Consider the following 24,513-nt stretch of genomic DNA (forward strand, 5'->3'; position numbering starts at 1 on the left):
CCGTCTCAGCCTCAGGGGTTTTCAACCGTTAGAGCGGGGCTCTTCGAGGCAACGCAATCAACCATTCGTCATGACTTAGCATCAAATTCAGAACAGCACTCTAGAAGCGTGACAATGTCGCCATCCCCAGACGCCCTCGCTAAGTCAAGCGCCGACTTCCCGTAATCCGCAGCCTTATCCGGCATAGCACCTGCAATTAGAAGATGTTCAATTAACCAGAGATCTTTACGGCCTACCGCTTTGTGCAGTGCCGTTTCGCCATAATCGAAGGCAACTGCTGCGAGCCACGGATTTCTATCTAGTTCCCGGCTGATGAATACATGATTCCCATCTTTTACGTCACTCCAGAAATTTTTTGCCAAGCTTGAACCTTTCTCTCGGAGCGCACGGATCATATCGTCTTCAGTAAGAAGCTTTCTAGAGGCCCTGACATTCATAAGGGCTATATCAACCCCCTTTCTCACTGAACTGTTTTCCGAATTTTCTTTGTCTCTTTTTTGGCGGACTTGCGTTGATCCAAGCACTTCATTTATCCATTGAGCACCGAACCCGGCAGACAGATCTAACGGAACCTTCCCTTCCAAATTTCTAGCCGTCAGAGAAGCTCCTCTCTGGATCAGAAATTTAATCATATCCGCATAACCTTCTCGTGCGGCTATGTGAAGCGCAGTCATACCCCCGCTATCTTTAACGTCGACTAACGCTGGGTTTTCATCAAGCCAAGACCTTGCCTCGTCAATGCGACTGAACCTAACTGAATTTAGAAACAACGTTGCAGTGTGTGTTGATGAAAGACCCTCGAGGCCAGCATCTGCGCGACCGTCTGACGAAGCACGATCAATATTCTCACGAATATAATCTCGTTTCATTTTCAGTTGGCTTATAGCCCTTAGCTTCTCCTCATGACGCAAGCGGGCAATCCGAATCTCTTCGCCTTTTTCACGAAGCAGCTTTTCTGCACGGGCCTTGATGTACCCAACCTTTACTTTTCTTTCATCGCCATCAAATTCCGCGTACAGCCTAGTCCACAGCCCTTTATCGACCCTTTCCCTCTCTAGTTCCTCAGCCACTTCTTCGTAAATCCTGTCAAGACTCACCTCAGCAGGCACGAGATCAACTTCTAAAAGGGCATCAAGCACAGCCTCATCATTCTTTTGAGATGCTGCCTCGAACTGAACCCCAATCGCAGGTACGACGTACGTCACCCCATCGTGCTGTGAAGCTCCCTTGGCCATTCTTGCGGACGATTCACGTACGGATTCAGGCTGCGGTTGTCGCCTGAGCGCTGGCCATTTCAAGAACGGGAAACGCCACATCAAAACCAAGCTTATTATTGGAATGACCATTAAAATAGACCACCATCCTGAATAGCCTGCCTTTCTAGCGATCAATGCGCAGCACAACAAAGTCCAGCCGATGAAACCCAGCAGCAGAATGTCCATCTTCTTTCCTCAGTCTTCCTCTATCCGGTTTGGCCAACTTGAAAAAGCAAGAATGCCCAGAATGATCAACCAGCCGAGGAAAGGCACCAAGACCCAAAAGGCGTTATGGGGACTCAGACCCGCACGAACGCAAACCTTGCGAATCGGGTAATAGAAGAGGACAAGAGCCACAACCGGCCAAACGAATAATTGGGCGATCAACTGGCCCATCAGGTCGTTCATAAAACCTCCCTAGTCCAAGAATGACCGTAGTTTCTCCAGCGCAGCACGTCGTCTCTCGCGCTGCTCCGGCGTTTCCTTCTCTGACGCCTTGACCGTGCGGCGCACAATGTCCGGGGGCAGTACGCCCCGCTCGATCAAACGTGCCTGATCTGCTTTAAGTTGCGCCGCCATGCGCTGCGCGCGTGTAGGTTCGTTGTCCTGCATGACCTCTCCCTGTGCCATGGCGTCTATTCTCAGGCACGACATACTGCAAGGGGCTTGACGAACGAGTTATGTAAACAGGCGACGCGGGCGGGGGCACCTATCATCATCAGGCGATGACGCTTCGACTATACCGCTTGCGTATGCTGTTAAGAAGTTTACAGGGTCTTTTGGAGCCGGGGATGATGAGTGCGATAGATCGGACGTGGGCGGGGGTGGTCGGGTCGATGTCCCACCCGGCAGGGGGACCCCCCTCCCCCTTGACGCTGCGAGCGCGCGACAGACAGACCGAGCACGCGCGCCCCGACAGGACCGCAGCATACAACGCGATTACACGTAAATCGCTGATCTTTAACGATATTTCTTGACTCTCTGCGAGACATTGCCTATAGTAGAACTGTCCCGAACGGGATGAGCGGCGAATCGGGGAGCGGCAACTCCCCGACCGCCTGACCACTACCGACTGACTTGGAGTCGATCATGGCTGACCTGTATCTTACCCTCTCGAAGTTCCCCGCCGACGCCGCCGAACGTTTCGCCGCCACCCTACTGCGCGCGGATGCTACCGACCTGAACCTAGCTTTCATGGGGAAGGACATGACCGCCCTGGAGTGCGGCATGGTGCGCACGGCGCACGCGATCATGCACGGCGACACTGACGCCGCCGAAGGCTGGATGGATGAGTACCCCGCATTGCTCGAACGCGACCGCCTCACGGTGCGTGAGTCCGCCCTAGCGGACATGGTCGATGTGATCGCAGAAACCGCGTTCGCCTAACAGGCGAGAACCGACACGGGCACGGGGTGAACTCGTGCCCTTTTCGCGAGCGTTTGACGCAGCGCCACCGATGCAGCACAGGGACAGTTCAGGCTGTCCAAATTTTGTCCAACCACCGATGGACAGCGCACGACGAGGAAGGACGAAACCCGCGTATTTGCTGGGTTTCAGGGTGGGTCAACTGCATGTGCAAGGCGGTGGACCGCGGCATGCGCATGGAGGGCATCCAGCTGATGGAGAAGCTGGGCGGCAAGTCGGGGCACTGGAAGGCGTGAGGGGGGCGCGGCGTCGGGCGTGAGGAGCGAGGCCTCAGGCGCCGGGCGGCGGCTGGGGGCCTGCATCACGCCGCGCGAGACGCGCGAAGACCAAGGGGAAGGCGCCGGTGCCGGCGAGCGCGATCGCCGAGACGAGGAAGGCCAGCCCGGCCATCGGGTCGGACAAGGCGGGGTGCAGGAGCGCGCCGAGACCGGCGAAGCACAGCAGCGCGGCCCCGAGCGACACGGCTGCGAGCCCGAACAGGGCAAGCGCGACGAGCGGCAGACGGGCGGCCACCGGACTCATCGCGCCGCCTCCCGCAGCGTCGATCTCATGCTCCCTGAAAACGCATCCGCCATGGCAATTCTCCCTGGATGAAGAGGCGCGCCTCCTCCGAGCGCGGACGGGCGAAGAAGGCGCGCACCGGGGTGTGCTCGCACACCCGGCCGCCCGCCATGAAGACGATGTCGTCGCCCAGGCGAGTCGCCTGACCGAGGTTGTGAGTGACCATGAGGATGCGCGTGCCGTCGGTGCGGATCTCGCGGATGATGCGCTCGACCGCCGCGCTCGCCGAGGGGTCGAGGCTGGCGGTGGGCTCGTCGAGCAGCAGCAGGCGCGGCCTGGTCAGCCAGGCGCGCGCGAGCGCGAGACGCTGCTGCTCGCCGCCGGAGAGCTGGCGCGCACTGTCGCCGGCGCGGTCGGCGAGGCCGACCCGCTCCAGCATCTCCAGGCCGCGCCGGCGCCGCTCCGCCCCCGCCACGCCGAGCGGCTTGAGCCCGAGGACGACGTTGTCGAGCACGGCCATGCGCAGCATCATCGGGCGCTGGAAGACCATCATCACGCCCTGCTGCGGCCGCGTACCGCCGGCCCCGCCCCAGGCCATGCTGCCCGAGCTCGGCTCGATCAGCCCGCAGATCGTGCGCAGCAGCACGCTCTTGCCTGCGCCGTTGGGGCCGAGCACCAGGGTGATGCCCTCCTCGCTCAGTTCCAGATCCACGCCCGCGAGCACCTCCCGCCCGTTGGGCGCGAAGCGCAGGTCGTGGATGGAGAGGGGGAAGATGGGCATCGCGGACCTCACCCGAAGCGACGCATCGCCCACTGCCGCAGCACGTAGGCGAGCGCGTTGAGCGCGAGGATGATCACGATCAGCACCATGCCGAGCGCGATCGCCAGCGCCAGATCGCCCTTGCTGGTCTCGAGCGCGATCGCCGTGGTCATGACCCGGGTGGCGCCGTCGATGTTGCCGCCGACGATCATTACCGCGCCCACCTCGCTCATCGCCCGTCCGAGGCCCGCGAGCACCGCCACCACCAGCGAGTGGCGGCAGTCGTGCAGCAGCGTGGTGACGCTGTCCCACCACGAAAAGCGCATCACCTGCAGCTCCTCGGCGTAGCGCGCCCACACGTCCTCGACCACCTGGCGGGTGATCGCCGCCATCAACGGCACCACCAGCAGGGTCTGCGCCACCACCATCGCCGCCGGCGAATACAGCATGCCGAGCGCGCCGAAGGGCCCCGAGCGCGACAGGATCAGGTACACCACCACGCCCACCACCACCGAGGGCAGGCCCATCATGCCGTTGATCAGCACCGACAGCGTGGTCTTGCCCGGAAAGCGCCCGACCGCGATGCAGGCCCCGAGCGGCAGGCCGATCAGCGTGCCGAGCACCACCGCCGCGCCGCTGACCTGCAGCGACAGCGCGACGATCTCGAGCACCGTGTGGTCGAAATGGGCAAGCAGCGACAGCGCATCGGAGAAGGTGGCGGCGAAGGCGGACATCGGCGGGGAGGATAACCGAAAGCCGACGCCGGCCGGAACGCCGGGAGCGGCTTCAGCCGGGCGCCGCCGCGGCGCGCGCTGGTGTCGGAGGCCGGTGCGAAAGGCGCCCGCGGCTAGCTTTCGTAGGACAGCAGGAGCACGTCCGCCGCCTGCTCCCGGAGCGGGATCAGGGCCTGATAGGCTGGCGACGAGAACCAGTCGTTCACCGCCGCGACGCTGGGAAAGCGGATCACGACGATGTCCGGGTGGGGGCTTTCGCCCGCGAGCGCGGCCACCTGCCGGCCGCGAAACACCAGCTCCGCGCCCCAGGGGGCCAAGGTCTGCGGAACCTTGCTGCGGTATTCGGCCCACATCTCCGCGTTCTTCACCGTGATATGGCCGACGACGTATGCTTCACTCATGGACGGGCTTCCAGAAATCGATTGTGCTGCAGATCAACCGCCGCCCTTCTGCATCGCGCGATCGAGCCGCGCCAGCAAGGCGCGGCGCGCGGCTTCCTCGCCCGGACCGAAGCCGTAGCGCACGATCAGTTGCGGCAGCTCGAACAGACCCAGGCGGCGCACGCCGGCAGGCTCGATGTCGATGACCAGGCGCTGCGCGCCGTCCTGCAGGCGGAAGCGCAGGCTTGCCGCGCCGCCCTCCACCCCCGGCCAGGCCTGGCGCAGGTCGCGCTCGAACTCGCGCGCGGTGGCGGTGACCCGGCGCTCGAAGGACTCGGGCACCGGGCCATTGATGAACGCCACTGCTCAACCGCCCGCGATCGGCGGCCAGATGGCGAGCTCGTCGCCCTCGGCGAGGCGCTTGCGGGCGCGCTCCGAGGGCGGCACGAAGTGTCCGTTCACCAGCACCAGATGCGCGCTGCGCTCGGGCACGTTGTAGCGCCGGATCATCTCCGCCACCGTGGTGCCCTCGTCCACCTCGAGCTCGAGGCGGTTGCCGCGGTGGCCGCTGGGCAGGTAGTCCGACAGCGAGGCGAAGAGCTTGAAGGCGATGCGGATCGTCACACGAGTCTCCAAGTCGGCCCCCTCAGCGCGCCAGCGCCATCGGCTGCTGGCTGCGCGCGACGTAGGCGTCCACGAAGGCGAGCGGGTTGGCGAGCAGGCGCTCCTTCCAGTCGCCCAGCCTGACCTGGCCGTGGATCAGCCCGCGCAGCGCGCCCACGTGCTGGGTGAGCCCGATCGAGGTGGCGCCCACCAGCACGTCGTCCTTGAACTGCAGGCTCAGGTAGCGGTAGCGCGCCTCGTCGACCATTTCCACGCCGCTGCCGCCGGCCTCGGGCTTCTCGCCCCACCACTGGCCGAACGAGGACGAGATCAGCCCGAGCGTGTCGAGCACGTTGATCGCCAGCACGCCGTTGAGGCGCGACTCGTGCACGAGGTCGCGCGCCATGTTGGTGGCCGCGATGCGCGCCTGGTCGGCGGCGTTGGGCTGGATCGCCGACACCAGGTGCGCGCCGGTGAACAGATCGGGCGCCTCGGCCACGTCGCCGGCGGCGAAGATGCCGGGCACGCTGGTCTCCATGTGGTCATTCACCAGCACGCCCTTGGCCACATGCACCGGGGTCTCGTCGAGGAAGCCGACGTTGGGCGCCACGCCCGCGGCGACGATGACCAGGTCGCACTCGAGGCGATCGCCGGTGGACAGGCTCACCGCCAGCGGCGCATCGCTGCCCACGTCGCCGCCGCGGTCGATGCGCTGCACGCCGGCCGAGGTGAGCACGCGGATGCCCTTCTCCTCGACCCAGCGCTTGATCATGCCGCCAGCCTTCGGCGTCATCATGCGTGGCACCATGCGGTCGCCCATCTCCACCACGGTGAGCTGCACGCCGCACTTGGCGAGCGCTTCCATGATGATGCAGCCGATGAAGCCGGCGCCCAGTTGCAGCACGCGCGCGCCGGGTCTGGCATGGGCGGCGATCGCGCGCGCGTCGGCGAGCGTCCAGCAGGTGTGCACCGAGGGCAGGTCCACGCCGGGGATGGGCGGGCGCACCGGATGCGAGCCGGTGGCGATCAGCAGGCGGTCGTAGTGCTCGAAGTGGCCGTCGTCGAACAGCACCTTGCGCTTGTCGGCGTCGAGCGCGACCGCGCGGCCGCGCAGCTGGCGGATGCGCAGGCGCTCGAAGTGGCCGGGGTCCTTGCGCAGCCAGGTGCCCGACTCGTCGATGTTGCCTTCGAGCAGGTAGGGAATCGCCATGCGCGAATACGGCGGCGCGTCCTCGTGGCCGACCATCAGGATGTCGTCGGCCGGCGCCACCTTGCGCAGGGTTTCGGCAGCAACGACGCCCGCGGGGCCGTTGCCGAGAATCAGGTGTTTCATTGCAGCGTCCTCTAGCGAACCGCGGCGTGGAAGGCAGGCCGCGGCAAGGCGATCGCAGGTAATCCGGGTGATCCGGGCCCCGTAGGAGCGGCGCAAGCCGCGCGCCCTTCGGATCGGGCCGAGCGTGCGCGGCGCCAACCGCGCCCGTCCAGACCCTCGCGGCTGACGCCGCTCCTGCAGGGCAATCCAGCGCCATGGGCGCCCGCGGGGGCGTCCATGGGCGTTTGCTGAATCACAGGCCCAGGCGTGCCCGTGTCTCCGCGGTCGGCTCGCCACCCGGCGTCCATCCGCGCACCTGATAGTACTCGGGCAGCATCTTCGCCAGGCCGTTGACCAGGCCCTTGGCCGGGCCGGTCTTGGCCGGTTCCTGGGTGAGGCGCGGCGGCAGGTTGTCATCCTTGGCGGTGAAGCCGGCGGCGTTGTTGAACATGCGCTCCATGTTCCAGATGCGCTCGCCCACCTCGTTGAGCTTCTCCATGCTCCAGTCGCCCTCGCACGCCGCGGCGACCTGCGGCTGCACGTCGGCCAGGGTCCACGCGAAGCTGGTGAACACGCAGATCCCGGCGGAGTCGAACACCGCGGTGGCGTCCTGGAAGGCCTTCACCAGCTCGGGCTTGCCATCGGTGGTGAGCGGGTCGGTCTTGACCGGGATGCCGAGCACCTCCGACGCCACGGTATAGCCACGCAGGTGGCAGGCGCCGCGGTTGGAGGTGGCGTAGGCCAGGCCCATGCCCTGGATGCCGCGCGAGTCGTAGGCGGGGAATTCCTGCCCCTTCACGCTCATCGACAGCTCGGGACGGCCGTACTTCTCGCACAGGCGCTTGCTGCCCAGGCCGAGCTCCTTGCCGAAACCCTCGCCGAGCGCGGTCATCTCGACCATCTTCGCCAGCGCCTCGGCCGAGCCGAAGGGCGCTGCGATGCCGATCTTCGCGTCGTCGAGGAGGCCCAGCTCGTAGAGCTCCATCGCCGCGCCGACAGTGGCGCCGAAGGAGATCGGGTCCATGCCCTGCTCGTTGCAGATCAGGTTGGCGTACTGCAGCGCCTCGAGGTCGCCCACGCCGTTGGCCGCGCCGAGCGCCCACGCCGCTTCGTACTCCAGGCCGCCGGAGGCGCCCCAGTACTTCGGGCTGTTCTTGACCGTGAAGTGGGTCTTGTCGATCTCGGAGATGCGCCCGCAGGCGATCGTGCACCCGAAGCAGGCGGCATTGGTGACGAGGTGGGTCTTGCCGTCGGACGCGCGCTTCTCGTGCATGGCCTCGGCGGAGATCTTCGAGGCGTCCTCGAACTGCACGTCGCGGTGGTTGCGCGTGGGCAGCGCGCCGATCTCGTTGATCACGTTCATCAGCACCTGGGTGCCGTACTTGGGCAGGCCCTGGCCGGTGACCGCGTTGTCGGCGAGCACTTTCTTGGCGTCGTTCGTGGCCTTCAGGAAGGCGCCGAAGTCCTTGATGCCGGAGACGCCCTTGGTGCCGCGGATCGCCACCGCCTTGAGGTTCTTCGAGCCCATCACCGCACCCACGCCGGAGCGCCCGGCGGCACGGTGCAGGTCATTGACGATGCAGGAATAGAGCACCTGGTTCTCGCCCGAGACGCCGATCGAGGAGATGCGCACCAGCGGGTCCTGGAGTTGCTCCTTGATCTTCTCCTCGGTTTCCCAGCAGCTCCTGCCCCACAGGCCGGAAGCGTCACGCAGCTCGGCCTTGTCGTTCTCGATGTAGAGCCATACCGGCTTGGCCGACTTGCCCTCGAAGATCACCATGTCCCAGCCGGCGAACTTCATCTCGGCGCCGAAGAAGCCGCCCGAGTTCGAGCACGCGATGGCGCCGGTCAGCGGCCCCTTGGTGACCACGGTGTAGCGGCCACCGGTCGAGGCCATGGTGCCGGTGAGCGGCCCGGTGGCCATGATCATCTTGTTGTCGGGCGACAGCGGGTCGACCCTGGGGTCGATCTCGGACACCAGGTACTTGGTGGCCAGCCCGCGCGAGCCGAGGTATTCGTCGGCCCACTGCATGTTCAGCGCTTCTTCGGTACAGGTCCCTGCGGTCAGGTTCACGCGCAGGACTTTGCGATTCCATCCCATGACGCATCCTCCTCAGGCAGCGGCCGAAGCCGGGGTGTTGGCCTTCGCGGCCCAGGCGCGCATCTTGTCGATGCCGGTCCAGTCGGCGTCCACATAGGTGATCGCCCCGGTCGGACAGGCGCTGGCGCAGGCGGGGTTGCCCTCGCACAGGTCGCACTTCTGCACCTTGCCGCTGTCCTGGTTGTAGTTGATGGTGCCGAACGGACAGGCGATCGTGCACACCTTGCAGCCGACGCAGGTGTCCTCGAACACCATCTTGGCGCCGGTCGACAGGTCGATGCGGATCGCATCCACCGGACAGGAGTTCAGGCACCAGGCCTCGGTGCACTGCGTGCAGGTGTAGGGCACCTTGCGGCCCTCGTGCTCGAAGTTGAACACCTTGATGCGCGACTTGCTCGGATTGATGACCCCGGTGTGCTCGTAGGAACAGGCCATCTCGCATTGCAGACAGCCGGTGCACTTCGCGGGATCAATGTGCAGTGCTTTCCACATCGATCGTCTCCTTGTCGTTTATCGATTCCTGCGCTCGGTCACAGTGCTGCGGGCAGTACGCCCCACTGCTCACCTATGCAAGTACAAGCATAAGTCATACCTGCCCGCGGGCAAGGCGGGATTACCCCACTCAGGACACCCCGCCGGCGCGGCCGAGCTTGCGATAGAGGCGGTTGCGGCTGACCCCGAGCGTGCGCGCCGCCGCCGACAGGTTGCCGCCGACCTCGCGCATGACGCGCTCGATCAACTCGATCTCGAGCTGGTCCAGGCGTTTCGCGGCGGAAATCGGCGGCGCGTCGGCCGCCAGCGGCAGCGCGGCGCTCGCCGCCGCCACGAGCGGCCCCGCGTGGGCCGCCGGCGGCGTCTTGCCACCGTCGACCGGATCGGCGAGGAAGAGGTCCTCGGGCAGATGCTCGGGCCGGATCTCGCGCTCGCCCTCGTCGAGCAGCGCGACCGCGACGCGGATCACGTTCTGCAGCTGGCGCACGTTCCCCGGCCAGCCGTGGCGCTCGACGAAGCGCATGACCTCGTCGCCGATCCACACGCCCTGCAGCCCGGCCTCGCGGCACTCCGCGGCCAGGATGCGCTCGACGATGCAGCGGATGTCGCTGCGCTCGCGCAGCGCGGGCAGGGTCACGGTGAGGCTGTTGACCCGGTAGTAGAGGTCCTCGCGAAACTCGCCGCGCGCCACCGCATCGCGCAGCACGCGGTGGGTCGCGCACACCAGCGAGATGTCGACCGGGATTGACTTGACCGAGCCCACCGGCGTCACGCAGCGCTCCTGCAGCACGCGCAGCAGGCGCGCCTGCATGCCGAGCGGCATGTCGCCGATCTCGTCGAGGAAGAGCGTGCCACCGTTGGCCTGCTGGATCTTGCCGAGCGCGCCTTCCTTGCGCGCGCCGGTGAAGGCGCCGCCGACGTAGCCGAAGAGCTCCGACTCGATCAGGGTCTCCGGCACCGCGGCGCAGTTGAGCGCGACGAAGGTCTTGTCGGCGCGCGGCCCGCTGTTGTGGAAGGCCTGGGCGAAGAGCTCCTTGCCCACGCCCGACTCGCCCTGGATCAGCAGCGGAATGTCCTTGCCCAGGATGCGCCGCGCACGATCGACCGCCCGCCCGATACCCGCGTCCCCGGTGGCGAGATCGTGGAGCGTGATCGGCCCGTGCGGCGCCGACACAGGCGCCGGCGCCGACACCGGGGGTGCGGAGCCGACCGCCGCCGGGCTGGATTCCGCGGCAAACGTGCGCATGCCCTCCCCGGCCTGGGCCGAGCCGAAGGCGGTGAAGCGCGGGCGCAGCGAGCGCAGCTGAACGTGGATCTCGGAACCATCGCGCAGTCCCAGCCGGATCAGCGCGTCGCTCGAGTTCATCGCCCGGTCGACCACCTTTCCGAGCCCCTGGCGGAACAGCTCCGCGAACGAGGCCCCACCTCCGCACTCGACGCGACGCCCGATCCACTCGCGCGCGATCGAGTTGGCACCGGCCAGGTGGCCCTCAGGCGTCACCGCAACCAGTCCTTCCTGCAGGCTGCCGACGTACTCCGGGCGCTCGTGGAAGGCGACCAGGATGTGGTTGGCGAACTCGGCCTCGAAGAGGCGCTTCTCGATCAGCTGCACGGACAAGCGTACCAGTCCGAGCGAGTGACGCTGGTGCATGCGCTGCTCGCAGGACACGTCGAGCACGCCGGCGAGCGCGCCGCGCGGATCGCGGATCGGCGCGGCCGTGCAGGACAGGAAGCCGTTGCGGTCGAGGTAGTGCTCGCCGCCCAGCACCACGGTGGGGGCTTCGGTCACGATCGCCGTGCCGATGGCGTTGGTGCCGCGCGCCGCCTCGCTCCAGCACGCGCCCGGCTGCAGCGCCACCCGGCTCGCCCGATCGACGAACTCCGCGTCGCCCAGGCTGTGCAGGATCATGCCCTGCGGATCGGACAGGATCACCAGGCTGCCCGAGGCACGGATCTGCTCGAACACGTGTTCCATGACCCCACTGGCGTAATCGAGCAGGCCGCGGTTGCCTTCGCGCGCCTCCGCCAGCTGCAGGCGACCCGCATGCTCGGCTTCGGCGCGGTCGTCGGCTGCCATTCCGCGCTCGCGGCAACGCAGCCACGAGTCGACGATGAGCGGGGACACGCCTGCCTCGGGCGCACGCCCTTCCCCGAAAAACTGGCCTCGTGCCAGCCGGACTGCGTCCTCGCGGACGGCCGGCGCCATCGCGGTCTGTTGCATGACTTTCATGTCTCCTCCGGGCAGCCTTGCCGCGCGACGTGCCGGCGACCGCCTCTTGTGACTCTTCGACTTCGATTCAAAACGAAGCACCTGATGCGGATCGATACAAATCCGCTGCTCCGCCGGCGAAGGAGCAAGCAGGAATCCTGCCAGGCCGACCGCGGCATGGCGGCCGGAACCCGGGGCCGTCCATGCCTGGGCAGCCGGACGCACATGGCACAGGGATTGCAGTAGGACTCCCATCCGGGGTGAACCGGAGCGGATCCAAACACCACCACATCGAAGAGGAAGACAAGGTGAACACTCGTACCATCAAGGAGAACCTGCGCAAGCGCCTGGCCATCACCGCGACCGGGATCGCCCTTGCAGCCGCCAGCGCGCTGGCCCATGCCCACGGCGACGTCACGCCGCAGGCGGTCGACACGTCCTCGCTCAAGCAGCTCGGCGGGACCTGGGTCACGGTGAACCCCTACCGCGGCAACAAGGAGGCGATCCGCATCGGCGACTCCGCCTTCAATCAGAACTGCGCGCGCTGCCACGGCCTCGGCGCGGTCTCCGGCGGCATCGCCCCCGACCTGCGCCTGCTCGACGTCGCCGACGACGGCACCGACGAGTTCTTCATCGGCAAGGTGCGCAACGGTGTCACCCGCAACGGCGCGGTCTATATGCCGCCCTTCGAGGGCATGCTGACCCAGGAGGCCATGTGGGCCATCCGCGCCTGGCTGGAGACCGTCCATGAAAACTGATCGCCGCCGTTTCCTGCTCGCCGCCGGCGCGCTCGCCGTCCTTGCCGCCAGCCCCGCGCGGGCGGCCGCGGCCGAACTCGAGCTGCAGCAGCCGGGCACGCTGCGCGTCGCGGTCTATGCCAACTTCGCGCCCTGGTCGACCGCCGGCAAGGGCATCGATATCGCACTCGGGCGCGCGCTCGCCGAGCGCCTCGGCCTGCAGCCGCAGGTCGTGGAGTTTCCCGCCGACGAGAACATGAACGACGACCTGCGCAACATGGTCTGGCGCGGCCACTACCTCGGCCACAAGCCGGGCGACGTCATGCTGCACGTGCCCGTCGACCCGCGCTTCGCAGCGCTCAACAAGCAGGTGAAGATCTTCGGCCCCTACCACCTCGAGACCATCGCGCTCGCCCGCCTGCCCGAGCGCGTGCCCGCACCGGGGGGCTCGGCCGACGCCAGCTTCGCGGTGTTCGAGCAGGAACGCATCGGCGCCGAGCTCGACTCGCATGCGAGCGACTTCCTGCGCCACATCCTGGGCGGGCGCCTGCAGCCCAACGTCGCGCACTTCCGCAACGTGGGCGAGGCGGTGGCGGCGATGAAGCGCGGCGAGATCGCCGCGGTGATGGGCGCGCGCTCCGAGCTGGAGACGGCGATCGGCGGCGACGCCGCGATCGCGCTCGACACCCTGTCGATGCCCGAGCTGCGCGTCGCCTCCTGGCCGCTCGGCATGGCCGTCAAGGCGGAGCACAGCGGCCTGGAGCAGGCCTTGTCGGGGGCGATCGCCGAGCTGCAGCGCTCCGGCGAGCTGGGCAGGATCTTCGCCGCGCACGGGGTCAGGCAGCGCACCCCCTGATCCTTCGGGGCAGCCGGGCTCGCACGCCCACGCCACCCCAGCCGCGCAGATTCGCTCCGACAATCCACCCGCCAATGAAGAGGGCCCGCATCGCGGGCCCTTTTTTCTGCTCCACATTGCTCCACCACGGAGCATGTGCTCCATGGTGGAGCAACACCCTGCACTTACTCGAGATAGTGCCCCACGCCGACCAGGGACTTGCCCACCTTGCGGACGTAGGATCGCTTGTGTTCCACCGCGTTGGTGACCGGATTGCGCCACACGTAATCGACGGTGGCCTCGTCCGCCTGCTGCAGCCGGGCGATCATCTCGGCGATCAGGGGATTGCCGGCGGCGTCGCGCAGGCCGAGCGCGTCGGTGTCCGAGAGCGCGGGGTTCATGCCCATCGCCTCAAAGCGGCCGCTCTCCATGTTCACCATGAACACGTAGAGGTCGTCCTTGACGAAGTCGCCACGGCGGTCGTTGAAGCGCGCCGCGGCCCGCGCGCCACCCTCGCCGCGCGCCACCGCGACCGCACGCTCGAGCATCGCGCGCGCATCGTCCGCGCTCGCGCGTGGCGCCGAGTAGCCCACCCCGACCACGTACTGCCCGACCTTGCGCACATAGCTGACCTTGGGCTCGACCTTGTTGCTCGCGCGGTTCAGCCACACGTAGCGCACCGTCGCCTCCTGGCTGACGCGGGTGGCGTCGATCATCTCGCGGAACAGCGGATTGCCCGCCGCGTCGGTGGTGTCGAGCACCTTCAGCCCGACCAGCGCCTCGGGCGCCGCGCCGCTGGCTTGATACACACCCTTGTCGTCGATCGCGAAGACATAGAGGTCCTTGCGCACGAACCCGCCCTGGCGATCGTTGAAGGCCGCGAACGCGCGCTCGGGGCCGTTCTCCTCCATGTAGCGCACGGCCTGCTCGAACATCGTGCGCGCCTCGCGCGGTGTCGCGCGCTCAGCCGCATGCGCGGCCGTACCGACGCCGACCGCGAGCACGACCGCGGTGGCGAAGCTGGATAGCTGTAACTTTGTCATCGGAAATGCTCCATGTTGCCGAAAAACCTGCCTCTTTCTCGCGGCGCGACCGCAGCCACGCATGCGGCGTCCCGACACGACACGGCCCGGGCGCCATCGCGTCCGGGCCGCGGGGAGTGCGGTGCCGCGGCCTGCGGCCCCCCGGAGGGCGCCGCAGGCAACGCGATCAGCTCTTGTGCAGCTTGAACACCCACACGGTGCCGCCCTGCTCGAGGAAGTTCACCCGCTTGGCGACGTCGCCGCCCCACAGCGGTACCGCCCCGCCCCAGCCCGACACCACCGCGACGTACTGCTCGCCGTCGGCTTCCCAGGTCACCGGCGGCGCGATCACGCCCGAGCCGGTCTGGAATTTCCACGCCTCCTCGCCGGTCTTCGCGTTGACCGCCTTCAGGTAGCCCTCGGGCGTGCCATAGAACACCAGGTTGCCGGCGGTGCTGAGCACCCCGCCCCACAGCGGCGCGTTGTTCTTGACCTCCCAGACGATCTTGCCGCTCACCGGGTCGATCGCGCGCATCGCGCCGATGTAGTCCTCGTACAGCGGCTTGATGGTGAAGCCCGCGCCCAGGTAGGCCGCGCCGCGCTTGTAGCTCACCGGCTCGTTCCAGATGTCCATGCCCCACTCGTTGGCGGGCACGTAGAACAGGCCGGTGTCCGGGCTGTAGCCCATCGGCATCTGGTTCTTGCCGCCGAGGAAGGACGGCGCGGCGAACACCGGCTTGCCCTTGCCGCCCTCGCCGGCCGCGCCCTCGGCAAACGGATTGGGCGGACGCTTGTCGTCGTTGGTGATCGGACGACCGGTCTCGAGGTCGTAGCCCTTGGCCCAGTCGATGCGGGTCAGGAAGGGGTAGGCGGCGAGCAGCTTGCCGTTGGTCCGGTCATTGACGAAGAAGAAGCCGTTGCGGTCGGCCTTGGCGCCCGCCTTGACGAGCTTGCCGCTCTTCGGGTCCTTGTACTCGAAGGCGATGAATTCGTTCACCCCGTCGAAGTCCCAGCCGTCGTGCGGCGTGTTCTGGTAGTGCCAGACGATCTTGCCGGTGTCCGGGTCGACCGCGACCGTGGACGACGAGTACAGGTTGTCGCCCGGACGCAGCCAGGAGTTCCACGGCGCCGGGTTGCCGGTGCCCATGAAGATCAGGTTCACGTCCGGATCGTAGTAGGCGGTCTGCCAGGTCGCGGCGCCGCCGGTCTTCCACAGGTCGCCCGGCCAGGTGGCGTTGGTCGTGCCCGAGATGCCGTTCTCGATCTCCTTGCCGTCCTTGTCGTACTTGTAGCCCATGTGGCCTTCGACCACCGGGCGCACCCAGACCTTCTTGCCGGTCTTGGCGTCGCGCGCCTCGACGCGGCCGACGACGCCGAACTCGCCGCCCGACACCCCGGTGATCACCATGCCCTTGACGATCTGCGGCGCGGCGGTCATCGAGTAGCCGGCCTTGTAGTCGTCGATCTTCTCGCGCCACACCACCTTGCCGGTGTCGCGGTTGAGCGCGACGAGCTGCGCGTCCAGGGTGCCGAAGATCACCAGGTCGCCGTAGAGCGCGGCGCCGCGGTTGATCACGTCGCAGCACGGCATGATGCCCTCGGGCAGGCGGTGCTCGTACTTCCACAGCTTCTGGCCGGTCTTGGCGTCGAGCGCGTAGATGCGGCTGTAGGACGCGGTCACGAACATCTTGCCGTCGTGGATCAACGGCTGCGACTGCTGGCCGCGCTGCTTCTCGCCGCCGAAGGAGAAGGCCCACACCGGGACGAGGTCCTTCACGGTGTCGACATTGACCTTGGCGAGCGGGCTGTAGCGCTGACCCTTGGTGCCGAGGCCGTTGGTGACGACCTGATGCGTCGTCTCGGCATCCTTCAGGATGTCCTCGTCGCTCACGCTCGCGGCCTGCGCCGTGGCGCCCATGCCCGCCGCGGCCAGCGCGACCGTCAGGGCGGTCAGCATCGCCGGCAGGGTGCGCGCGCGTCTGTCGTTCTTCATCATCGACTCCTCCTTGGATTTCTTTCTAAGCTTTTCCGGGTGGTGTGACTTCCGGCACCAACTCGTGCCGGACCACGACCCCACCGCAAAGCCCGTGCCAGGGCCACGAACCCATGCGCTCGCGCCCGCGCTGCTCCAACGCGGGCGCATTGCGGACGGACACTGTGGCGGCGGAGCACAGGATGTTGCGGATCGGAACACCCGGGATCCGGGCGCAATGCTCCGCGGCTGCGCAGGTCCGCGTCCGTGGCCCGCTCGCGGAATTGGCATGTGGCTTGCATCCACGCTCCGGCACACGCAGGCGCACGCACCGCGCCCGGCCCACAGGAGCACCGATGAGACCGTCCGCCCGCCCCGCCCTCGCCTGGATCGCCGCGGCCCTGACCGCGCTGGCCAGCCCGGCAGCGCTCGCCGCAGCCCCCCGCACGGGCGCCCCCTCCCCCCCCGCCGCGCACACCGACCCGCTCGACTCGCCACGCTGGGAAGACATGCGCAAGAGCTTCTTCGCGGACGTCGCGGTGGTGTTCGACGAGCGCGTCAAGGTGAGCGGCCCGGCGGTCGCGGAGGATTCGCTCAACGTCCCGGTCAATGTCGATGCGAGCGCCCTCCCCGGGGTGGAGGAGCTGATCGTGTTCGCCGACTTCAACCCGATCGTCAAGGCGCTGCGCTTCGAGCCCGGCGCCGCCCAGCCGCGCCTGGGCTTCCGCATCAAGCTGCAGCAGTCCTCGCCGGTGCGCGCCGCCGCGCGCACGGCCGACGGCGTATGGCACGTCGGCGGCGCCTGGATCACGGCCACCGGCGGCGGCTGCACGCTGCCCTCGGTGGGCTCGGGCTCGCCGGAATGGCAGGAGCGCCTCAACGAGGTCAACGGCAAGCTGTGGCCCCGGGTCGACGGTGGCGAGCGCCTGCGCATGCGCATCATCCATCCGATGGACACCGGCCTGGCCGCCGGCATCCCCGCCTTCCACATCGAGGACATCGTGATCGCCGACGCCGAAGGCCGCACGCTGAGCCGCATCCAGCCCCTCGAGCCGGTCTCCGAGAACCCCAGCTTCACGCTCGACCTGCGCGCGGCCGCGCCCGGCGCGCGCCTGCACGTGGCCGGGCGCGACAACAACGGCAACCGCATCGACGCATGGGTGACCCGATGAGCCGACCCGCCTCTTGCGCTCCGGCGCTCCAGCGCCGTCCTGCCGCCCGCGCGCTGCGGACCCTGCTCGCGGGGCTGCTGGTCGCGCTGTGCGCCCTGCTCCTCACCGCCCTGCCGGCGCACGCCGAGGACTTCGCCGGGGACTTCAACTACCGCCTGCAGCCGCGCGAGCTCGCCCCCGGCGCCTGGGTCGTGGTCGGCCTGAAGGAGGATTTCTCCTTCGCCAACGGCGGCAACATCGTCAATACGGGCTTCATCGTCGGCCGCGAGGGGGTGATCGTCATCGACACCGGCTCGTCGAAGCGCTACGGCGAGCAGATGCTCGCCGCCATCCGCCGCGTCACTCCCTTGCCGATCGTGCTGACGGTGAACACCCACCACCACCCCGACCACTTCCTCGGCAACCAGGCCTTCCCGCGCGCGACGCTCGCCGCGCTGCCGGAGACCATCGCCGCGCTCCGCAGCGAGGGCGAAGGCTTCAACGCCAACATGTACCGCCTCAACGGCGACTGGATGCGCGACACCGAGGTCGTCGTCCCCGAGCGCGCACTCGCCGCCGGGCGCCAGCGCATCGGCGGGCGCGACGTGGAGCTGGTCGCGCTCGGCGGCCACACCGTCGCCGACCTGGTGGTGATCGACCACGACAGCGGCACCGTGTACGCCGCCGACCTGCTCTTCAACGGCCGCGCGCCCACCACGCCGCACGCGGACATCGCGCGCTGGCTCGCCGCGCTCGACACGCTGGAAGGCCTGCCCGCGCGGCGCTGGGTGCCCGGCCACGGCGAGCCCGCGACCGACCTCGCCCCGCTGCGCCAGACCCGCGACTATCTCGGCTGGCTGGCGCAGGCCATCCGCACCGGCGCCGAGTCGGGCCAGGACATGACCGAGCTGTTCCAGACGCCGATCCCGCAGCGCTTCGCCGGCCTGGCGCTGGTGGAGGCGGAGTTCCGCCGCTCGGTGGTGCACCTCTTCCCCGCGGCGGAGCAGGCCGTGCTCGAAGCCGCGCGCAACAAGGCGTCGCGCTGAGCGCGGCGCGATCATGCCGAGGGTGCGGCGGGACGGTCGCCGGCGCGGCCACGCGAGCGTCCCGCGCGCGGGTGCGCGCCGGCTTGCGCGCTCAGCGCGCGGCGGGGATCGACGCGGGCAACGTGGCGAGCCGGCGTGCGGCCTCCTCGTCGCCGTTGGCAGCGGCCACCGCCAGCCAGTAGCGCGCCTGCACCGGATCGGCCGGCACCAGGCGGCCCTCGAGATGGAGCAGGCCGAGCCGGTACTGCGCCTTGCTGGAGCCGGCCTCGCCGCCGCGGCGGTAGCGCTCCAGCGCCGCGGCGGCGTCGCGCGGCTCGCCCAGGCCATCCTCGGCGAGGATGCCGAGGTGGAACCAGGCCTCCGCCACGCCGGCCTGCGCGAGCGCGCTCCAGATCTCGCGCGCGCTGCCGTAGCGCGCCATCTTGAATTCGGCGTAGGCCTTGTAGAGGCCGATGCTGGGCCGCGCCACCAGCGCGTCGAGCTCCTCGGGTTCGAGCGCGTGCGCCGCGCCGGGCGCCTGTGCAATGATCCAGGCGGTCAACAATCGTGCAACGAGAGGGCGCATGGCGTTGCGGCTCCGGTCGAGGTGAGGACATGAACGAAGCAACAAGCGGGCCCGTAGCGCGACGCGACGTCGCACGCGGCCGCGCACGGACGGATCCGCGGCCGGCGCGCACAGCTACGCACACCAGCACGCCAGCGGCGTCCCCGGCCCACGCCGTGCCGCGACGACTGCTGCGCGCCCTGCGCCTGGCCGCGATCTGCTGTGCGCTCGCGCTCGCTGCGGCGACCAGCTCCAGCGCGCTGGCCGAGGGCATCGTGGTCGAGCACTTCCCCGGCGTGCCCTTCGCCGACCTGCGCGAGGCCCTCGCCGATGCGATCACCGACGAGGGCCTGAGCGCGCCGGTGGTCAGCCGCTTCGGCGCCATGCTCGAACGCACCGCACCCGATCTCGGCCACGACCCCGCGCTCTACGGCGACGCCGAGGTACTCAGCTTCTGCAGTGCCGGCGTCGCCGCCCGTCTGGTCGCCGAGGCGCGCGAACACATCGCGCTGTGCCCGCTATCGATCGCGGTGTACAGTCTGCCGCACACCCCGCGCGACGCCACCCTCGCCTGGCGCCCGCCGACGCTCGACTCCCCCGGCGGAGACGCCGTGCGCGCGTTGATGGCGCGCATCGTGTCCGGCGCCGCGCGGCTCGTCGGGCGGCGCTGAGCCCGCGCCCGCAGCACCCCGGATCCGATCGCCATGCCTTCTCCCTCCCCCTCCCCCTCCCCCTCCGCCTCCCAAGCCGCAGGCCGGCACACCCGCCCCGGCCTGCGCGGACGCCAGACCGATCCCGCCGCGCTCGCCGAGATCGAGGCCCTGCTCGGCGCTGCCCACCGCGAGCGCGACGAGCTGATCGAGCACCTGCATGCGCTGCAGGACCGCTTCGGCCACCTCTCGCTGCGCCACCTGCGCGCGCTCGCCGACTGGATGCGGATGCCGATGGCCGAGGTGTACGAGACCGCCACCTTCTACGCCCACTTCGACGTCGTGCGCGAGGACGAGCCGGTGCCACCCGCGCTTACCGTGCGCGTGTGCGACTCCCTGCCCTGCCAGCTCGCCGGCGCGCAGGCGCTGCGCGCGGCGCTCGACGCCGCGCTCGATCCGGCGCGCATCCGCGTGCTGCGCGCGCCCTGCATGGGACGCTGCGACCAGGCCCCGGTCGCCCAGCTCGGCCGCCGTCACCTGAGCCGCGCGACCCCGGCCGCGGTCCTGGCCGCACTCGCCCGCGGAGCGCTCGACCCCGAACCGATCGCCTGGCAGCGCCTCGCCGACTATCGCGCCGCAGGCGGCTACACCCTGCTCCAGCGCCTGCGCAGCGGCGAGACCGGCGTTGCCGCGCTCGAGGCCCGGCTCGCCGAAGCCGGCCTGCGCGGCCTCGGCGGTGCCGGCTTCCCGACCGCGCGCAAGTGGCAGGCGGTGCGCGCCGGCGCCGCACCGCGCTACCTGGTCGTCAATGCCGACGAAGGCGAGCCGGGCACCTTCAAGGACCGCCACTACCTGGAAACGGCGCCGCACCGGGTGCTCGAGGGCGCGCTGGCGAGCGCGCTCGCGGTGGGCGCGGCGGCGATCTACGTCTACCTGCGCGACGAATACCCCGGCCTGCACGCGGTGCTGCGCGAGGCGATCGCCGAACTGGAGGCCGCCGGCCTCGTCGCACCCGGCTTCATCGTGTTGCGCCGCGGCGCCGGCGCCTACATCTGCGGCGAGGAGTCGGCGCTGATCGAGTCGCTCGAAGGCAAGCCGGGCAAGCCGCGCCATCGCCCGCCCTTCGTCGCCGAGGCCGGGCTCTTCGGCCGGCCGACGCTGGTGAACAACGTCGAGACCCTGTACTGGATCCCGCTGCTCGCCGCCGGCGCCGCCTTCGCCGGCGAGGGGCGGCGCGGGCGCAGCGGCCTGCGCAGCTTCTCGGTGTCTGGCCGGGTGAACAAGCCGGGCGTGCACCTGGCCCCCGCCGGCATCACCCTGCGCGAGCTGGTGGACGAGCACTGCGGCGGCCTGCAGCCTGGCCACCGCCTGCTCGCCTACCTGCCCGGCGGCGCCTCGGGCGGCATCCTGCCCGCCGCGCTCGCCGATCTGCCGCTCGACTTCGACACCTTGCAGCCCCACGGCAGCTTCATCGGCTCGGCGGCGATCATCGTGCTCTCGGACCAGGACGATCTGCGCGCCGTCGCCGACAACCTGCTCGCCTTCTTCGCCGACGAATCCTGCGGCCAATGCACGCCCTGCCGCCTCGGCACCGAAAAGCTGCTCACGCTGCTGCGCACGGACGACTGGGACGTGGCGCGGCTGCAGGCCCTCGCGCAGACCCTGCGCGACGCCTCGATCTGCGGCCTCGGCCAGGCCGCGCCCAATCCGGTGAGCAGCCTGCTGCGCTTCTTCCCGGCCGAGCTCGCGCGCGCCGGGGTGAGGCTGCATGCCGGGCCTCCTGCCCGCGATGCCGGGGAGCTGCAGCCATGAGCCGGCACGATCGCGAGGACCGCAGCCCCACGCCCCAGCCCCCCGGCCTGGCGACCGCGCCGGATCGTGCGGCAGCACACGACGCGCTCGACCAGCGTGCGGACGCCTTCGAGATCCTCCTCGACGGCGTCGCGGTGCAGGCTTTCCCCGGCGAGACGCTGTGGAAGGTCGCACTGCGCGCCGGTGAACGCATCCCCCACCTGTGTTTCAAGGACGCGCCCGGCTACCGCGCCGACGGCAACTGCCGCGCCTGCATGGTCGAGATCGAGGGCGAGCGCGTGCTCGCCGCCTCCTGCATGCGCGCGGCGCAGCCGGGCATGGTGGTACGCAGCGCCAGCTCGGCGCGGGCACGGCAGGCGCGCGAGGGTGTGCTCGAACTGCTGCTCGAACAGCAGCCGGCACGCACGCACAGCCCCGACCGCTCCAGCCATTTCTGGGAGCTGGTCGAGCACATGCGTTTGCCCGCCGCCGACCGCGGCCCCGCAGCGCAGCAGCCGGACCGCACCCACCCCGCGATCCACGTGAACCTGGACGCCTGCATCACCTGCGGCCTGTGCGTGCGCGCCTGCCGCGAGGTGCAGGTGAACGAGGTCATCGGCCTCGCCCACCGCGGTGCACGCGCGAAGATCGTCTTCGACTTCGACGATGCGCTTGGCGACAGCAGCTGCGTGGCCTGCGGCGAGTGCGTGCAGGCCTGTCCCACCGGCGCGCTGATGCCCGCCACCCTGGTCGATGCGCAGGGCCGCGGCGACTCGGCCTGCGCCGAGCGCAAGGTGGATTCGGTGTGCCCCTACTGCGGCGTGGGCTGCCAGCTCACCTACCACGTCCGGGACGAGCGCATCCTCTTCGTCGAGGGCCGCAACGGCCCGGCCAACGAGAACCGCCTGTGCGTGAAGGGCCGCTTCGGCTTCGATTACCCCAACCACCGCGGCCGCCTCACGACGCCGCTGATCCGCCGCGCGGGCGTGCCCAAGGGCGTGGATCCCGCCTTCGATCCGGCGAATCCGCTCAGCCACTTCCGCCCGGCGAGCTGGGACGAGGCGCTCGACTTCGCCGCCGCCGGCCTGCGCCGCCTGCTCGACACCCACGGCCCCGGCGTGCTCGCCGGCTTCGGCAGCGCCAAGTGCTCGAACGAGGAGGCCTGGCTGTTCCAGAAGCTGGTGCGCACGGGCTTCGGCTCCAACAACGTCGACCACTGCACCCGGCTGTGCCACGCCAGCTCGGTCGCCGCGCTGATGGAGTGCATCGGCTCGGGCGCGGTCACGGCCTCCTTCATGCAGGCCGCGCACGCGGACGTGGTCATCCTCACCGGCTGCAACCCGACGGTGAACCACCCGGTCGCCGCCACGTACTTCAAGCAGGCCGCCAAGCGCGGCACCAGGCTGATCGTGCTCGACCCGCGCGGCCTGGTGCTCGGCCACCACGCCCACCGCATGGTGCGCTTCACGCCGGGCAGCGACGTCGCGCTCTTCAACGCCATGCTCAACGTCATCGTCGGCGAGGGCCTGTGCGACCGCGACTTCATCGCCGCGCGCACCGAGGGCTTCGAGGCGCTCGCCGCCCACGTCGCACCGCTCACGCCCGAGGCCATGGCGCCGCTGTGCGGGGTGGCGCCGGACGAGATTCGCGCCATCGCCCGCCTCTACGCCACCGCCGAGCGCGCGATGATCTTCTGGGGCATGGGCATCTCGCAGCATGTGCACGGCACCGACAACGCGCGCTGCCTGATCGCGCTCGCGCTCGCCACCGGCCATGTCGGCCGCCCCGGCACCGGCCTGCATCCGCTGCGCGGGCAGAACAACGTGCAGGGGGCGTCCGACGCCGGCCTCATCCCCATGGTGCTGCCCGACTACCGCCCGGTGGGCGACGCGCAGTACCGCGCCGCCTTCGAGGAACTGTGGGCGACGCCGCTCCCCGCCGAGCCCGGCCTCACGGTCGTCGAGACCATGGACGCGATTGCCGCCGGCCGGGTGCGCGGCATGTACATCCTCGGCGAGAACCCGGCGATGTCCGACCCCGACCTGCACCACACCCGCGCCGCGCTCGCCAGGCTCGAGCACCTCGTCGTGCAGGACCTCTTCGTCACCGAGACCGCGCAGTTCGCCGACGTGATCCTGCCCGCCTCGGCCTGGCCCGAGAAGGACGGCACCGTCACCAACACCAACCGCCAGATCCAGCTCGGCCGCGCCGCCGTGCCGCTGCCCGGCGAGGCGCGGCCCGACTGGTGGATCCTCCAGCAGCTCGCCCGCTGCCTCGGCCTCGACTGGCAGTACGCGCACCCGCGCGAAGTCTTCGCCGAGATGAAGCGGGCGATGCGCTCGCTCGACCACATCGACTGGGCGCGTCTGGAGCGCGAGGGAGCGGTCACAACCCCTTGCCCGGCCGAGGACGCCCCGGGCAAGGACGTGGTCTTCGACGACCGCTTCCCCACCGCGAGCGGACGCGCGCGCTTCCGCCCCACCGTGCCGCTGCCGCCCGACGAGCCGGTCGACGCCGCCTGGCCCACGGTGCTGATCACCGGCCGCCAGCTCGAACACTGGCACACCGGCGCGATGACGCGGCGCAGCGCGGTGCTCGACGCGCTCGAACCGGCCGCGGTGGCGACGCTGGCCCCGGCCGAACTCACCCGACTCGGCCTCGCCCCCGGCGCCGCGCTGAGCATCGAGACCCGCCGCGGCCGCATCACGCTCGCCGCCCGCGCCGATCCGCTGATGCCCGCGGGCATGGTCTTCGTGCCCTTCTGCTACGTCGAAGCCGCAGCCAACCTGCTCACCAACCCGGCCCTCGATCCGTACGGAAAGATTCCGGAGTTCAAGTACGCTGCGTGCCGGCTCGCGCCCGCATGAACCTGCCGGGCGGCGCACTGTGCGCGCGCCGCCGTCCCGAACGCGGGGCACCGGGTCCGCGCGGCACCGCCGCGGCCGTGCTTGATGCTGTCATGCGCAGAGTTCGGGTGCTATAGAGACACTGT

At 69.1% G+C, this 24,513-nt stretch carries 24 protein-coding genes and 1 pseudogene; 9 read left to right on the plus strand and 16 right to left on the minus strand.

Translation table 11 applies throughout. The annotated features are described in order from the left end of the window. Positions 1 to 68 precede the first annotated feature (68 nt). Genes TMZ1T_RS20625 through TMZ1T_RS21130 form a run of 3 tightly spaced genes read right to left on the minus strand, consistent with a single transcriptional unit; the run spans position 69 to position 1,868 of the window. On the minus strand, positions 69 to 1,442 hold the full coding sequence (locus tag TMZ1T_RS20625) for an ankyrin repeat domain-containing protein (protein ID WP_012585672.1): 1,374 nt from the start codon (positions 1,440 to 1,442) through the stop codon (positions 69 to 71). A 9-nt stretch (positions 1,443 to 1,451) separates the two neighbouring features. Next, on the minus strand, positions 1,452 to 1,664 hold the full coding sequence (locus TMZ1T_RS13360) for a hypothetical protein (protein ID WP_012585673.1): 213 nt from the start codon (positions 1,662 to 1,664) through the stop codon (positions 1,452 to 1,454). Between the two features lie 9 nt (positions 1,665 to 1,673). Continuing rightward, complete coding sequence (locus TMZ1T_RS21130; protein ID WP_144312170.1) at positions 1,674 to 1,868, minus strand: hypothetical protein; 195 nt, start codon at positions 1,866 to 1,868, stop codon at positions 1,674 to 1,676. Positions 1,869 to 2,345: 477 nt separating this feature from the next. Between TMZ1T_RS21130 and TMZ1T_RS13365 the strand changes: the two genes are divergently transcribed. Together TMZ1T_RS13365 and moaC are read left to right on the plus strand one after the other, a co-directional pair. Beyond that, positions 2,346 to 2,642: a hypothetical protein gene (locus tag TMZ1T_RS13365; RefSeq protein ID WP_004300507.1), complete on the plus strand. Its 297-nt coding sequence runs from the start codon at positions 2,346 to 2,348 to the stop codon at positions 2,640 to 2,642. 185 nt (positions 2,643 to 2,827) lie between these two features. Continuing rightward, a pseudogene (gene moaC, locus TMZ1T_RS20900) lies at positions 2,828 to 2,917 on the plus strand (cyclic pyranopterin monophosphate synthase MoaC); the annotation flags it as partial. 34 nt (positions 2,918 to 2,951) lie between these two features. Here moaC and TMZ1T_RS13370 read toward each other — a convergent pair. The 10 genes from TMZ1T_RS13370 to TMZ1T_RS13415 form a co-directional block, all read right to left on the minus strand. Next, entirely contained in the window at positions 2,952 to 3,203 is a 252-nt protein-coding gene (locus TMZ1T_RS13370; RefSeq protein WP_004300505.1) for a hypothetical protein, read from the minus strand. Between the two features lie 25 nt (positions 3,204 to 3,228). Beyond that, positions 3,229 to 3,963 carry an ABC transporter ATP-binding protein gene (locus TMZ1T_RS13375; protein ID WP_004300504.1) on the minus strand — a complete coding sequence of 245 codons (735 nt, stop codon included), beginning with the start codon at positions 3,961 to 3,963 and terminating at the stop codon, positions 3,229 to 3,231. A gap of 8 nt (positions 3,964 to 3,971) precedes the next feature. After that, a complete protein-coding gene (locus tag TMZ1T_RS13380; RefSeq protein WP_012585674.1) occupies positions 3,972 to 4,676 on the minus strand; it encodes an ABC transporter permease in 705 nt (234 codons plus the stop codon). A 113-nt stretch (positions 4,677 to 4,789) separates the two neighbouring features. Then, entirely contained in the window at positions 4,790 to 5,077 is a 288-nt protein-coding gene (locus tag TMZ1T_RS13385) for a DUF1330 domain-containing protein (RefSeq protein WP_004300502.1), read from the minus strand. 33 nt (positions 5,078 to 5,110) lie between these two features. Further along, positions 5,111 to 5,419 carry a hypothetical protein gene (locus TMZ1T_RS13390; protein ID WP_004300501.1) on the minus strand — a complete coding sequence of 103 codons (309 nt, stop codon included), beginning with the start codon at positions 5,417 to 5,419 and terminating at the stop codon, positions 5,111 to 5,113. Positions 5,420 to 5,422: 3 nt separating this feature from the next. Further along, on the minus strand, positions 5,423 to 5,680 hold the full coding sequence (thiS, locus tag TMZ1T_RS13395; RefSeq protein WP_012585675.1) for a sulfur carrier protein ThiS: 258 nt from the start codon (positions 5,678 to 5,680) through the stop codon (positions 5,423 to 5,425). A gap of 22 nt (positions 5,681 to 5,702) precedes the next feature. Next, positions 5,703 to 6,992 (minus strand): NAD(P)/FAD-dependent oxidoreductase, encoded by a 1,290-nt coding sequence (locus TMZ1T_RS13400; protein ID WP_012585676.1) that lies wholly within the window; start codon positions 6,990 to 6,992, stop codon positions 5,703 to 5,705. 232 nt (positions 6,993 to 7,224) lie between these two features. Then, positions 7,225 to 9,072 carry an aldehyde ferredoxin oxidoreductase family protein gene (locus TMZ1T_RS13405; RefSeq protein WP_012585677.1) on the minus strand — a complete coding sequence of 616 codons (1,848 nt, stop codon included), beginning with the start codon at positions 9,070 to 9,072 and terminating at the stop codon, positions 7,225 to 7,227. 12 nt (positions 9,073 to 9,084) lie between these two features. Continuing rightward, positions 9,085 to 9,564: a 4Fe-4S dicluster domain-containing protein gene (locus TMZ1T_RS13410; RefSeq protein WP_004300497.1), complete on the minus strand. Its 480-nt coding sequence runs from the start codon at positions 9,562 to 9,564 to the stop codon at positions 9,085 to 9,087. 130 nt (positions 9,565 to 9,694) lie between these two features. Then, positions 9,695 to 11,794: a sigma-54-dependent Fis family transcriptional regulator gene (locus TMZ1T_RS13415; protein WP_012585678.1), complete on the minus strand. Its 2,100-nt coding sequence runs from the start codon at positions 11,792 to 11,794 to the stop codon at positions 9,695 to 9,697. Positions 11,795 to 12,081: 287 nt separating this feature from the next. Here TMZ1T_RS13415 and pedF point away from each other — a divergent pair, with 287 nt between their 5' ends. Next, positions 12,082 to 12,531 (plus strand): cytochrome c-550 PedF, encoded by a 450-nt coding sequence (gene pedF, locus TMZ1T_RS13420; protein ID WP_012585679.1) that lies wholly within the window; start codon positions 12,082 to 12,084, stop codon positions 12,529 to 12,531. Further along, positions 12,521 to 13,366, plus strand: a complete 846-nt coding sequence (locus TMZ1T_RS13425) for a substrate-binding periplasmic protein (protein WP_004324239.1) — start codon at positions 12,521 to 12,523, stop codon at positions 13,364 to 13,366. The genes pedF and TMZ1T_RS13425 overlap by 11 nt, the downstream gene beginning before the upstream one ends. Positions 13,367 to 13,530: 164 nt before the next feature. Here the strand turns inward: TMZ1T_RS13425 and TMZ1T_RS13430 are convergent, their stop codons facing one another. Further along, positions 13,531 to 14,388 carry a cache domain-containing protein gene (locus tag TMZ1T_RS13430; protein WP_004324241.1) on the minus strand — a complete coding sequence of 286 codons (858 nt, stop codon included), beginning with the start codon at positions 14,386 to 14,388 and terminating at the stop codon, positions 13,531 to 13,533. 166 nt (positions 14,389 to 14,554) lie between these two features. Further along, the gene (locus tag TMZ1T_RS13435; protein WP_004324243.1) at positions 14,555 to 16,363 is read right to left on the minus strand and encodes a methanol/ethanol family PQQ-dependent dehydrogenase; all 1,809 of its coding nucleotides are present in this window, start codon (positions 16,361 to 16,363) and stop codon (positions 14,555 to 14,557) included. Positions 16,364 to 16,695: 332 nt separating this feature from the next. On the opposite strand from TMZ1T_RS13435, the gene TMZ1T_RS13440 reads away from it, so the two are divergent. Both TMZ1T_RS13440 and TMZ1T_RS13445 read left to right on the plus strand, forming a co-directional pair. Continuing rightward, positions 16,696 to 17,511 carry a quinoprotein dehydrogenase-associated SoxYZ-like carrier gene (locus tag TMZ1T_RS13440; protein WP_012585680.1) on the plus strand — a complete coding sequence of 272 codons (816 nt, stop codon included), beginning with the start codon at positions 16,696 to 16,698 and terminating at the stop codon, positions 17,509 to 17,511. Continuing rightward, positions 17,508 to 18,536 carry a quinoprotein relay system zinc metallohydrolase 1 gene (locus TMZ1T_RS13445; RefSeq protein WP_012585681.1) on the plus strand — a complete coding sequence of 343 codons (1,029 nt, stop codon included), beginning with the start codon at positions 17,508 to 17,510 and terminating at the stop codon, positions 18,534 to 18,536. The genes TMZ1T_RS13440 and TMZ1T_RS13445 overlap by 4 nt, the downstream gene beginning before the upstream one ends. Positions 18,537 to 18,627: 91 nt before the next feature. On the opposite strand, the gene TMZ1T_RS13450 is transcribed toward TMZ1T_RS13445, so the two are convergent. Then, entirely contained in the window at positions 18,628 to 19,101 is a 474-nt protein-coding gene (locus TMZ1T_RS13450; protein ID WP_012585682.1) for a tetratricopeptide repeat protein, read from the minus strand. Between the two features lie 155 nt (positions 19,102 to 19,256). Here TMZ1T_RS13450 and TMZ1T_RS13455 point away from each other — a divergent pair, with 155 nt between their 5' ends. From TMZ1T_RS13455 to fdhF, 3 genes are read left to right on the plus strand one after another with little or no spacing between them, the layout of a single operon-like run. Then, positions 19,257 to 19,751 carry a hypothetical protein gene (locus TMZ1T_RS13455; protein WP_012585683.1) on the plus strand — a complete coding sequence of 165 codons (495 nt, stop codon included), beginning with the start codon at positions 19,257 to 19,259 and terminating at the stop codon, positions 19,749 to 19,751. A gap of 33 nt (positions 19,752 to 19,784) precedes the next feature. Then, positions 19,785 to 21,542, plus strand: coding sequence for an NAD(P)H-dependent oxidoreductase subunit E (locus tag TMZ1T_RS13460; RefSeq protein WP_012585684.1), 1,758 nt, complete (start codon positions 19,785 to 19,787; stop codon positions 21,540 to 21,542). Continuing rightward, the gene (gene fdhF, locus TMZ1T_RS13465) at positions 21,539 to 24,388 is read left to right on the plus strand and encodes a formate dehydrogenase subunit alpha (RefSeq protein WP_012585685.1); all 2,850 of its coding nucleotides are present in this window, start codon (positions 21,539 to 21,541) and stop codon (positions 24,386 to 24,388) included. The genes TMZ1T_RS13460 and fdhF overlap by 4 nt, the downstream gene beginning before the upstream one ends. Positions 24,389 to 24,513 lie beyond the last annotated feature (125 nt).

Source organism: Thauera aminoaromatica, assembly GCF_000021765.1.
Classification (GTDB): domain Bacteria; phylum Pseudomonadota; class Gammaproteobacteria; order Burkholderiales; family Rhodocyclaceae; genus Thauera; species Thauera aminoaromatica.